The organism is Barrientosiimonas humi, from assembly GCF_006716095.1.
Classification (GTDB): Bacteria; Actinomycetota; Actinomycetes; order Actinomycetales; family Dermatophilaceae; genus Barrientosiimonas; species Barrientosiimonas humi.
The window spans coordinates 106,014-117,159 of the sequence record NZ_VFOK01000001.1 but is presented as its reverse complement, the minus strand read 5'-3'; the positions used below and the strand labels follow the sequence as shown (position 1 = coordinate 117,159).

The 11,146-nt window shown below is 72.6% G+C and carries 12 protein-coding genes; all 12 read right to left on the bottom strand.

All coding sequences use genetic code 11. The features are described from left to right. Nucleotides 1-149: 149 nt before the first annotated feature. Nucleotides 150-434 (bottom strand): glutaredoxin family protein, encoded by a 285-nt coding sequence (locus tag FB554_RS00565; RefSeq protein ID WP_142004158.1) that lies wholly within the window; start codon nt 432-434, stop codon nt 150-152. After that, nucleotides 434-1,885, bottom strand: coding sequence for a lysophospholipid acyltransferase family protein (locus FB554_RS00560; protein ID WP_142004157.1), 1,452 nt, complete (start codon nt 1,883-1,885; stop codon nt 434-436). Before FB554_RS00560 ends, FB554_RS00565 begins: the two co-directional genes overlap by 1 nt. Continuing rightward, nucleotides 1,882-2,865 (bottom strand): NAD-dependent epimerase/dehydratase family protein, encoded by a 984-nt coding sequence (locus tag FB554_RS00555; RefSeq protein WP_236022197.1) that lies wholly within the window; start codon nt 2,863-2,865, stop codon nt 1,882-1,884. Before FB554_RS00555 ends, FB554_RS00560 begins: the two co-directional genes overlap by 4 nt. Before the next feature lie 156 nt (nt 2,866-3,021). Further along, nucleotides 3,022-3,120 (bottom strand): 30S ribosomal protein bS22, encoded by a 99-nt coding sequence (locus FB554_RS00550; protein WP_003792170.1) that lies wholly within the window; start codon nt 3,118-3,120, stop codon nt 3,022-3,024. Between the two features lie 120 nt (nt 3,121-3,240). Beyond that, the gene (locus FB554_RS00545) at nt 3,241-3,441 is read right to left on the bottom strand and encodes a helix-turn-helix domain-containing protein (RefSeq protein WP_142004155.1); all 201 of its coding nucleotides are present in this window, start codon (nt 3,439-3,441) and stop codon (nt 3,241-3,243) included. A 233-nt stretch (nt 3,442-3,674) separates the two neighbouring features. Further along, the gene (locus FB554_RS00540) at nt 3,675-4,808 is read right to left on the bottom strand and encodes an acetoin utilization protein AcuC (protein ID WP_142007338.1); all 1,134 of its coding nucleotides are present in this window, start codon (nt 4,806-4,808) and stop codon (nt 3,675-3,677) included. A 302-nt stretch (nt 4,809-5,110) separates the two neighbouring features. Then, complete coding sequence (locus tag FB554_RS00535; RefSeq protein WP_142004154.1) at nt 5,111-5,686, bottom strand: GNAT family N-acetyltransferase; 576 nt, start codon at nt 5,684-5,686, stop codon at nt 5,111-5,113. Nucleotides 5,687-5,772: 86 nt separating this feature from the next. After that, nucleotides 5,773-6,615: a pyrroline-5-carboxylate reductase gene (gene proC, locus FB554_RS00530; RefSeq protein WP_142004153.1), complete on the bottom strand. Its 843-nt coding sequence runs from the start codon at nt 6,613-6,615 to the stop codon at nt 5,773-5,775. A 42-nt stretch (nt 6,616-6,657) separates the two neighbouring features. Beyond that, nucleotides 6,658-7,608: a proline dehydrogenase family protein gene (locus FB554_RS00525; protein WP_142004152.1), complete on the bottom strand. Its 951-nt coding sequence runs from the start codon at nt 7,606-7,608 to the stop codon at nt 6,658-6,660. Between the two features lie 107 nt (nt 7,609-7,715). Next, nucleotides 7,716-8,561 (bottom strand): transglutaminase family protein, encoded by an 846-nt coding sequence (locus FB554_RS00520; RefSeq protein ID WP_142004151.1) that lies wholly within the window; start codon nt 8,559-8,561, stop codon nt 7,716-7,718. Beyond that, nucleotides 8,558-9,499: an alpha-E domain-containing protein gene (locus FB554_RS00515; RefSeq protein ID WP_142004150.1), complete on the bottom strand. Its 942-nt coding sequence runs from the start codon at nt 9,497-9,499 to the stop codon at nt 8,558-8,560. The genes FB554_RS00520 and FB554_RS00515 overlap by 4 nt, the downstream gene beginning before the upstream one ends. After that, nucleotides 9,493-11,112, bottom strand: coding sequence for a circularly permuted type 2 ATP-grasp protein (locus FB554_RS00510; RefSeq protein ID WP_392425299.1), 1,620 nt, complete (start codon nt 11,110-11,112; stop codon nt 9,493-9,495). Before FB554_RS00510 ends, FB554_RS00515 begins: the two co-directional genes overlap by 7 nt. Between the last annotated feature and the right edge of the window lie 34 nt (nt 11,113-11,146).

Genomic DNA, 11,146 nt, shown 5'->3' with positions numbered 1-11,146 from the left:
GCGGCGGCCTATACCAAACGGTGATTCCGGAGGTATGGGGACCCCCGCAATATATGCGCTTGTGAACGGCCGCACAAAGTCGCGCCGAGACCCCCTGCCGTGTTATAGCCCGCGTGTGCTAGGCGTACGCCCGCGTCCGGGTGCCGGGGTCAGCGCAGCGCCGCGCGCAGCCGCCGCTCGTCGACCCGGAAGTAGTCGTGCTGGGCGCCGTCGACGAGCGTGACCGGGATCATCTCGGCGTAGCGCCGGGTCAGCTCGGCGTCGTCGACGATCGACTGCTCGCGCCAGGGGACGCCGAGGTCGTCGCAGACCCGCTCGATCACCGCGCGCGCGTCGTCGCACAGGTGGCAGCCGGGCCGGCTGAGCAGGAGCACCTCGTGCTGACCGCCGGCCTGCTGCTCGCCCCGCTCCTCATGGCGTCGCCACAGCGGCATCAGAAGAACACCGAGCGGCGCTGCAGCAGCAGCGAGTAGAGCGTCTGCTGGATGGTCTCGCGCACCTGGTCGGTGAGGTCGAAGACCAGCATCGGGTCGTCGGCCGCGGACGCACCGAGCGAGGCGGTCTCGATCGGCGGGCCGAACTCGATGAGCCACTTGGACGGCAGCGGCACCAGGCCGAGCGGGCCGAGCAGCGGGAACAGCGGGGTGATCGGGAAGTAGGGGAAGCCCAGCACCCGCGCGAGGCTCTTGACGTTGGCGATCATCGGGTAGATCTCCTCCGCCCCGACGATCGAGCACGGGATGATCGGCGCGCCGGTGCGCACCGCGGCCGTGACGAACCCGCCGCGGCCGAAGCGCTGCAGCCGGTATCGCTCGGCGAAGCCCTTGCCGACGCCCTTGAACCCCTCGGGGAAGACCGTCGTGAGCTGGTCGGTCGACAGCAGCCGCTCGGCGTCGGGGTTGGCCGCCAGCGTGCTGCCGGCCTTGCGGGCGAGCTCGCCGATGAACGGCGAGGAGAAGACCAGGTCGGCGCCCAGCATGCGGGTGTGCCGCCCGATCTCGTCGTGGATCGCGAACTGCAGCATCAGCCCGTCGACCGGGACGGTGCCGGAGTGGTTGGCCACGACCAGGGCCGCGCCCTCGGCCGGGAGGTGCTCGACGCCACGCACCTCGACCCGGAACCAGTGCCGGTAGATCGGCCGCAGCAGCGGCAGCCAGACCTCCTCGGTGAACTCCTGGTCGAAGCCGAACGCGTCGAGGTCGTAGTCGCCGGTGACCCGGCGCCGCAGGTACGCCAGGGTGCGGGCGACCCGCCGCTCCAGCTCCTCACCCTCGAGCCCGGCGGTGCGACCGGCCGCGCGCAGCAGGCCGACCAGCGCCGACACCCCCTGCTCGACGCCGGTGACGCTCAGCAGCGAGGGAGACGAGGCGCCACCAGCGCCGCCCGGGCCGGGCTCGGCGGCGACCGGCTCCGGCGAGTCGGCGACCTCGGCGATGTCGGGCACGGCGCGCAGCCGGCGCTCGGCATCGGTGCGGCGCGCCTCGGCCTCGGCCCGCACCCGGCTGCGCGGCGGGCGCTGGCGCACCGCGCGGCTGGCCGCGCCCAGCTCGGCCGGCTGGGTGGGCACGGCCGTCTCCTCGGTGGCGGCGGGCGGGCTGGTCACGGGCGCCTTCTTGGCGGGCGTCGCCGTGCGGGTCGAGGCCTTCGTGGTCGACGGTGCCTTCTTCGCGCTCGACGACTTCTTGCCGGCCGTCGACTTCTTGGCGGTCGTTGACCGCTTGGTCGTCGTGGTCTTGCGGGTCGAGGCCTTCTTGGCGGTCGACTTCTTGGCCGTCGGCTTCTTGCCCGCCGGCGCCGAGCTCGACGGCGTGCCGGACGACGTGGTGGCGGCGGTCTTCTTCGCCGCGGTGGTGCTGCGCGGGCGGGGCGTGGACGGCTGGCTCACGAGCGGTCTCCGATCAGCGACGAGATGGCCACCCCGGGCGACGGCGGCCAGACCGGGTCGGCGCCGAACACCTCGCGGATGGTGTCGCGGGTCGTGTGGTCGGGGGTGAAGCCCAGCAGCTCACGCATGCGCGTGGTGTCCAGGGCCCGGCCGTAGCACAGCCACTGCCACTGGCTGGAGTCGAACGCCCCGAGCCGGGCGGCACGGGCGCCGCTGGTGACGGCGCCGGCCAGGACCGGCACGAACGGCACCGTCGGACGCCCGGCCAGCCGGGCGGCCTGCCGCACGGTGACGATGCCGTCGCCGGCGATGTTGATGATTCCGGTCGCCTCGCTGGTGGCGGACGTGACGAGCGAGCGCACCGCGTCGTCGAGGTGGAGCACCTGGATGCGCCCGTCGTACCCCATCGGCACGGGCATGGCGCGCATGCGGAAGTAGTCGGACAGCGGCGTGCGCATGCCGGGGCCGGCGATGTTGGCCATCCGCAGCAGGGTGATGTCGACGTCGGGGCGGCGGCGGGCGAAGCCGCGCACGTAGTTCTCGACCTCGACCGAGTCGCGCGGGAAGCCCGCGGTGGGGGCGCGGCGGGGCGTCATGTCCTCGGTGAACATCGCCGGGTCGCGCGGCGAGGCGCCGTAGACCGCGCCGGTGGACTTCACGACCAGCCGGTTCAGCGACTCCGCCTTCTGGCACGCAGCGAGCAGCTGCATGGTGCCGATGACGTTGATCTCCTTCTGGGCGGTGCGCCCGCCGGCCTGCCGCGGCGTGGTGATGACGCCCAGGTGCACGACGGTGTCGACCTGCTCCTGCCGGATCACCTTGCCGATGATCGGGTTGCGGATGTCGGCCCGCACGAACCGCGCCGAGCCGATGCTGTGCGGCGGCGGCACCGAGTCGACCCCGATGACCCGGTCGACGTCGTCGTGCTCGCTCAGCGCACGCGCGGTGAGCCCTCCGACGAGACGGGACACGCCCGTCACCAGCACCACCTTGCCCATCCGCGGCTCCCCTCTCCGTGCGGCTCGTGCCGATGCTAGTGCGGCACGTCCTGCGTCGCTGGCCAGTCGCTCACCACCCGAGCGGGCGGTACGACAAGAGCCCCGGGTCAGACCCAGGGCTCTGGACGTTGCGGCGCCTTACTTCTTGTTGCGGCGCTGGTGGCGCGTCTTGCGCAGCAGCTTGCGGTGCTTCTTCTTGGCCATGCGCTTGCGGCGCTTCTTGATGACCGAACCCATGCGTGGTCGTCCTTCGGTGTGGCGATCAGGAATGTCAGTGAGCCGCGGCGCGAGCCGAGGTCGTTCCGCCCAGGGTATCCCCCGAGGGCGCGCAGCCCGAATCGAGGCGGGTGGGGGCGGTCAGGCCGAGTCGATGAAGGAGTTGCGCAGGTAGGCGTGCACGGCGTCCTCGGGGACCCGGAAGGAGCGCCCGACCCGGATGGCGGGCAGCTCGCCGCCGTGCACCAGCCGATAGACGGTCATCTTCGACACACGCATCAGCGTGGCAACCTCGGCGACGGTCATGAACGACACCTCGCCGACCTGGCGGTCTTCTGTCATGGGGTTCGCCCCGACCTTCCCACTGTGCGTGACCCCTGTGCGGTGGGGCTGCTGGTCACCGCGTGGCTCGTGTTCCCTGCGTGGCGCAGGGGATGCCTGGCGGTCTCTGTGGCGCACACGATAGGGCCGAACGGGTCGCCGTGGAAAGTCCTGAGTGCGCGGATTGCTCCACCGTCCACCCGACACGCCGGTCACCTGGCGGAAATTCGCGGTTCACACAATGTCGAACGCGGTCAATCGAAGTACACGTCGAGGCCGTGGAGAGGGAAGACGGCCTCGCGGGTCGCCATGATCGCCTGGTCCAGCGAGCTGTCCGGGTCGTAGCCGCTGTGCCACGAGCGGTACCAGACCACCCCGTGCTCGCTCACCCCGTCGCCCATCGACGCGGGGCCGGGGCGACCGACGAGGGTGCGCACGTGCTCGCGCCAGCCGCTCGGCACCGGCTGCTCCAGGTCGACGGGCACGTGCGCCGCGATGGCCGCGAGGTGGGTCCAGGCGCGCGGCACCACGTCGACGATCTCGTACCCGCCGCCGCCGAGCGCGACCCAGCGCCCGCCGGTGAGGCGGTGCGCGAGCCGGTGGAGGGTGTCGTACGCCGTCCGCTGGGCGTCGATCGAGATCGCCAGGTGCGCGAGCGGGTCGGAGTAGTGGGAGTCGCAGCCCTGCTGGGTCACCAGCACCTGCGGGCGGAAGGCCTCCAGCAGCGGCGGGACGACCGAGTGCAGCGCGCGCAGCCACGCCGCGTCGCCCGTGCCCGGAGGCAGCGCGACGTTGACGGCCGACCCCTCGGCGTCGGGCCCGCCGATGTCGCCGGGGAAACCGGTGCCGGGGAACAGCACCCGGCCGCTCTCGTGCAGCGAGACGGTCAGCACCCGCGGGTCGTCCCAGAACGCCTGCTCGACGCCGTCGCCGTGGTGCACGTCGATGTCGACGTAGGCCACCCGCTCGGCGCCGTTGTCGAGCAGCCACTGGATGCCGATGGCGGCGTCGTTGTAGACGCAGAACCCGGCCGCCCGGTCGGGCATCGCGTGGTGCAGCCCGCCGGCGATGTTGACGGCGTGGTCGGTCTCGCCGCGCCACACGTCCTGGCAGGCCTGCAGGGTTCCCGCCGCGATCAGCGTCGACACCTCGTGCATGCCCGGGAAGGCCGGGTCGTCCTCGGTGCCCAGCCCGTACGCCGGGTCGGCCTCGGCAGGGTCGAGCGAGGCCCGGCGCACGGCCTGGATGTAGTCGTCGGTGTGGACCGTGCGCAGGAACGCCCCGTCGGCGTCGGGCAGCCGCGGCGCCACCACCTGCAGACCGGGCGCGTCAAGCACGCCGAACTCGTCGGCCAGCCGGGTGGTGAGGTCGAGCCGCAGCGGGTTCATCGGGTGCCCCGCCCCGAAGTCGTACCGGGTCAGGCTCGGGTCCCAGTAGAACCGGCTGCGGGACTCCTCGCCCACACCCTGCGCTGCGCGCTCCTCGCCGCCAACCTGCGCTGCGCGCTCCTCGCCGCTCATGCCTGCTGTCGCGCTCGGTCGCACTCCGCTCCGGCCGCCGGCTCGTTCCTCGCCGCCAACCTGCGCTGCGCGCTCCTCGCCGCTCATGCCTGCTGTCGCGCTCGGTCGCACTCCGCTCCGGCCGGCGGCTCGTTCCTCGCCGCCAACCTGCGCTGCGCGCTCCTCGCCGCTCAGACTGGCTCCGACGTCGGCACCGCACCCGGGTCCCCGCCCAGCGGGTAGACCATCGCCATCTCGAGGTTGTCGTCGTCCTCGTCGTCGGAGGCGTCCTGGGCGCGCATCGGGCGCCGGGCGTCGGTGGGGCGGAAGCCGTAGCTGCTGGCGAACGCCACGGCGCGGCCGTTGTCGGTGCCGACCCAGTAGACGACGTGGTCGCGCTGCTCGGCCCGGGCCTGCTGCACGCCGGCCTCGACCAGCTGCCAGGCGACGCCCTTGCCGCGCAGGTCGGGGGTGACCCACAGGCCGAAGATCTCGGCGACGACCTCGGTGTCGTCGCCGTCCTCGTCGACGTCCTCGGTGTCGATCACGTCACCGACCGACACCACACCGACCGGCTTGCTGTCGCGCTCGGCGACCAGTCGACGGGAGCGCCCCATGCGCTGCCGCCAGAAGTCTTCGTCGAAGCTCTGCTCCTGCTCCCTGGAGGCTGCGAAGGCGTCGGGAGACTCCTCCAGCGCTGCCAGGCGGATGTCGCGGTAGATCTGCCAATCGTCGTCCCCGAGGACGCGCACCGTGATCGCCGTCATGCGACAACTGTCCCACGAGCCCCCTGCCCCCGGGTGGGGAGGCCAGCACCCGGTCAGCACCGACCGCGTGTGCTAGAAGGCGCGGCTCAGGCCTGCCCCGAGGCGAGCTCGGCGGAGCGCCGCGCGGCCGCCTCCATCGCGGTGAGGAAGGCCGCCCGCACCTTGTGGTCGTCGAGCTCGCGCAGCGCCGACATCGTGGTGCCGCCGGGGCTGGAGACCCGCTCGCGCAGCACGGTCGGGTGCTCGCCGGTCTCCTTCAGCATGGTGGCCGCGCCGTAGAGCGTCTGGACCACGAGCTCGGTGGAGGTCCCGCGCGGCAGCCCGAGCAGCACGCCCGCCTCGATCATCGCCTCGACGACGTAGAAGATGTACGCCGGTCCGCTGCCGCTGATCGCCGTCACCGCGTCCTGGTGCTCCTCGGGCACCGTCACGACCTTGCCGCACGAGCGCATCAGGTCCTGGGCCACCCACATGTGGTGGGCCTCGCAGTGCGTGCCGCCGCTGATCGCGGCCATCCCCTCGTCGACCAGCGCGGGAGTGTTGGGCATGACCCGGGCCACCGGGGTGCCCTCGGGCAGCCGCTCCTCGAGGAAGGCAGTGGTGATGCCGGCAGCGATCGAGACCACGAGGGTGCCGGGCTGCAGGTGCGGCCGGATCGTCTCCAGCACCGCCCCCATGTCCTGCGGCTTCACCGCCAGCACGACGGTGGTCACCTGCGGCACGGCGTCGGCCACGGACAGGACCTGGACGGCGTACTGCTTGCTCAGGGCGGCGAGCCGCTCGGCGCTGCGGTCGCTGACCAGCAGCTGCTCGGGGGTGCGGCCCGAGCGCAGCAGGCCCGAGACCAGCGTCTCGCCCATGACCCCGGCACCGATGATCGCCACCGGCTCGCGGCGGGACTCGTGGGATCGCTCGGCGGTCTGGTCCATCTCGATCTCCTCGTGCGGTGCGTCGGGGCCGGGGCCCGGGGACTACTTCTTCGTGGCCAGGGCGCGCAGGAAGAACATCGTGTTCGCCGGACGCTCGGCCATCCTGCGCATGAGATAGCCGTACCACTCCTGCCCGTAGGGCAGGTAGACGCGCAGCTGCTGCCCCGCGTCGGCGATCCGCTGCTGCTCCAGCGGGCGGATGCCGTACAGCATCTGCCATTCGTAGCTGTCCGGCGCGCGCCCCGCACCCTCGACCACGGACTGGACGACCTCGATGATCTGCGGGTCGTGCGTGGCGAGCATCGGGTAGCCCTGCCCCTCCAGCAGGATCCGGGCGCAGCGCACGTAGGACGTGTCGACCTCGACGGTCTCCTGGAACGCCACGCTCTCGGGCTCGCGGTAGGCCCCCTTGCACAGCCGCACCCGGCTGCCGCTCGTGGCCAGGTCGCGGCAGTCGGCCTCCGTGCGACGCAGGTACGCCTGCAGCACCGCCCCGACCCACGGGAAGTCCTGGCGCAGCTCGCCGAGCGTCGCGAGGGTGGCGTCGGTGGTGGTGTGGTCCTCCATGTCGAGGGTCACCGTGGTGCCGGCCTCCTGCGCGGCGGCGCAGATGCGCCGGGCGTTGTCGAGGCAGATGCGCTCGCCGTCGCGCGGCAGCGCCTGGCCGAGCGCGGAGAGCTTCAGGCTGACCTCGACGCGGCCGCCGTCGCTCAGACCGGCCGCGCCCAGCTCGCGCAGCAGCACCAGGTAGGCCTCGCGCGTCGCGTCGGCCTGGCTCTGCTCGAGGGTGTCCTCGCCGAGGAAGTCGATCGTGACCAGGCGGCCCGACCCGACCAGCTCGGCCGAGGCCGTGACGGCGTCGCGCGGGCTCTCCCCCGGCACGAACCGGCGCACCACGTCGCGGCTCACCGGCGCCCGCTCGATCACGTCGCGCACCGTGGTGTTGCGGCTCAGCGCCAGCAGCGAGTTCCTGAGCAGGGCACCGGCATCCATCGTTGGCTCCTTCGACTCCGTTGTCGGCGCTCGCCCGACGGCGGAGGCGAGCGGGCTCAGGCTAGGCCAGCGCGGACGTACGCCCGGAGCGGGGGCCGCAACCAGGCTCAGGCCAGCCGGGTCATCTCGACGCGGGTGAACATCGTCGAGCCGGGGGCGCCGGTGAAGATGCCGGAGAGGGGCACGACGTCCTTGTGGTCGCGCCCGACGCCCACCTCGACGTAGTGGTCGTCGGGCACGCTGCAGCGGGTCGGGTCCAGCGGCACCCACGCGCCGTCCCACCACTGGATCCAGGCGTGCGGGTCGCCGGGGTAGGTCTCGCCGACCTGCGGGTCGGGCTCGGGGAGCATGTAGCCGGCGACGTAGCGGGCCGGGATGCGGAAGGCGCGCAGCGCGCCGATGGCCAGGTGCGCGAGGTCCTGCGCGGTCGCCGAGCGCGCGGCCCAGGCCTCCTGGCTGCGCGGGTGCACGGTGGTGCGGCCGCGCACCAGCTCCATCTGGTCGCTGAGGTGCCGGGCGACCAGCGCGACGAAGTCCTCGGGGGCGGCGGAGTCGTAGCGCAGCCGCTGCAGCTCGGTGCGCAGCTCGGTGCCGGGCTCGACCCGCTCGTCGACCGACAGCACCTCCAGCCAGCGGTCGCGCACGTCGTCGGCGTACATCTGGTCCCAGCCGAGGTGCTCGCTCTCGGCGGCGCGCCGGTCCACGGTGACCGTCGAGGTGGCCTCGACCTTCAGCTCGGGGTGGGGCTCGTGCACCTCGAACGAGGTGACCAGGGTGCCCCAGTAGTCGGTCCAGGTCATCGACCACGGGTGCGGCGAGACCTCGACCTTGGTGTACTGGACGGTCTGGTCGGGGTTGGACTGCGGCTGCATGCGCGCCTCGTTGTACGACGCGCTCGCCCCACCCTTGTAGGTGTAGCCCGTGTAGTGGTGCAGCCGCAGCGTCATGCTCATTGGGTGCCTCCCAGCCACTCGGGCGCGACCGCTCCCTCGAAGTAGCGGGCGCTGACCGCCTCGGTCGCGTCGGCGCAGACCTGCTGCAGGCCCTGCATCTCCTCGGCGAGGTCGTCGAGCAGGTCGGTGACGGTGCGCACCTCGAGGGTGGCCCGCGCGCGACCGACGATCCGGGCGGCGTCGCCGCCGAAGCCCAGCCGCGGCTGGCGCGGGTCGAGGGCCTCGAGGCAGGCGGCCGCCTGGGTGAGCCCGAAGACCGCCGAGCGCGGGAAGAGCCGGTCCAGCAGCAGGAACTCCGCCGCGGCGCGCGGGGACTCGATCGCGCGGTAGGTGCGGGTGAAGGCGTGGTGGGCGCCGAGCAGCCGCAGCGACACCTGCCACGCGGCCTCGGCGCCGACCGGCTCGGGGCCTGCGGTGTAGGGCCGGACCAGGATCAGCCGGGCGGTCATGTCGACCCGCTCGATCGACCGGCCGAGGGTGAGGAAGTGCCAGCCCGCGTCGTGGCTGATCGTGTTGTCGCACAGGGCCGCGACGAGGTTGGAGCGCTCGCGCACCATGCGGAAGGCGTCGGCGGCGTGCCAGCGCGACAGCTGGCTGCCGTTGACCCGGTTGTAGGTCGTGTTGATGGCCTCCCACATCTCGGTGGAGACGACCTCGCGGGAGCGGCGGGCGCTCTCGCGGGCCGAGGCGATCGCCCAGGCCACCGAGGCCGGCGAGGAGGAGTCGGTCAGCAGCAGCCGCAGCACCGCCGCGCGGTCGGGCTCCCCGTCGGTGGGCACGCCCATCGCGGCCAGCAGCGAGCGGCAGGTCTCGGCCTGGTCGATCGTGGGGTCCTCGATGAGCAGCTGCAGGTGCACGTCGAGGGCGCGGGCGGTGCACTCGGCCCGCTCGACGTAGCGCCCGATCCAGAACAGCGCCTCGGCGATGCGGCTCAGCACGACGCTCCCCCGCTCTGGCTCTGCGACTGCGACTGGCTCTGCGACCCGTCGCCGCCGGACTGGGTCTGGCTCTGCGACTGCGACTGCGTTGCGTCCGGGCTGCCCTGTGCCGCAACGAGTTTCACGTTCGGGTGGAACGGGCCGTGCTCGGCGGCGCGGGCTGCGAGAGGTTCGACGGGCGTACGGCCGGAGATCACCCAGGTGTCCTTGGAGCCGCCACCCTGGCTGGAGTTGACGATCAGCTCGCCCTCGGGGAGGGCGACCCGGGTCAGGCCGCCGGGCAGCACGTCGACCGTGCTGCCGTCGTGCACCGCGAACGGGCGCAGGTCGACGTGCCGCGGGGCCATCCGCCCGTCGATGTACGTCGGCACGGTCGACAGCTGCACCACCGGCTGGGCGATCCAGCCCCGCGGGTCGGCCATGAGCCGGCCGCGCAGCTGCTCGATCTCGCCCTTGCTGGCCCGCGGGCCGATGACGATGCCCTTGCCGCCCGAGCCGTCGACCGGCTTGAGCACCAGCTCGTCGAGGCGGTCCAGCACCTCCTCGCGGTGCTGCGGGTCCTCCATCCGCCAGGTGTCGATGTTCGCCAGGATCGGCTCCTGGGCGAGGTAGTAGCGGATCAGGTCGGGCACGTAGGTGTAGACGAGCTTGTCGTCGGCGACGCCGTTGCCGACGGCGTTGGCGATCGTGACGTTGCCGGCGCGGGCGGCGTTGAGCAGCCCGGGGACGCCGAGCACCGAGTCGCGCCGGAAGTGCACCGGGTCGAGGAAGTCGTCGTCGACGCGGCGATAGATCACGTCGACGGGGTGCAGGCCGTGCGTCGTGCGCACGAACACCTTGCCGTCACGGGCGAGCAGGTCGTTGCCCTCGACGAGGCGCACGCCCATGAGCCGGGCCAGCAGGGCGTGCTCGAAGTAGGCGGAGTTGTAGACGCCCGGCGTCAGCACGACCACCGTGGGGTCGGCCGTGCCGCTCGGCGCGGTGGCGCGCAGGGCGGCGAGGAGCCGCCCGGGGTACTGCGCGACCGGCCGCACCCGCTGGCCGTGGAAGACCTCGGGAAGGGCCGCGCTCATCGCGCGCCGGTTGGTCATGACGTACGACACGCCCGACGGGATGCGCACGTTGTCCTCGAGCACCCGGAAGTTGCCGTGGGCGTCGCGCACCAGGTCGATGCCCGACACGTGCACGCGCACGCCGGCGGGCGGGCGCAGCCCCATCACGGCGCGCAGGAAGTGCGGCGAGCTGGTGACGACCCGGCGCGGGATCACCCCGTCGCGATAGACCTGACCCTCGCCGTAGACGTCGGCGAGGAACGCCTCGAGCGCCCGAACCCGTTGCGACACACCGGCTTCCACGACCCGCCACGACTCGGCGTCGATCAGCCGGGGCACGATGTCGAGCGGGAACGGCCGCTCCTCGCCGCCGATGTCGAACGTGACGCCCTGGTCGAGGTAGCCGCTGCTGAGATAGCCCGCCCGGCGCTGCATCTCCTCGCCGGACAGGTGCTCGACCTGGGTGCGCACGGCGGCATACCCCGGGCGGACCTGCGGGCCGTCGAACATCTCGTCGTACGTCGCAGGCCGGGGTTCGTAACCGTCGAACAGGCCGTTCACGCGCGCCAACCTATCGGTCGAGGTCACACCTTCG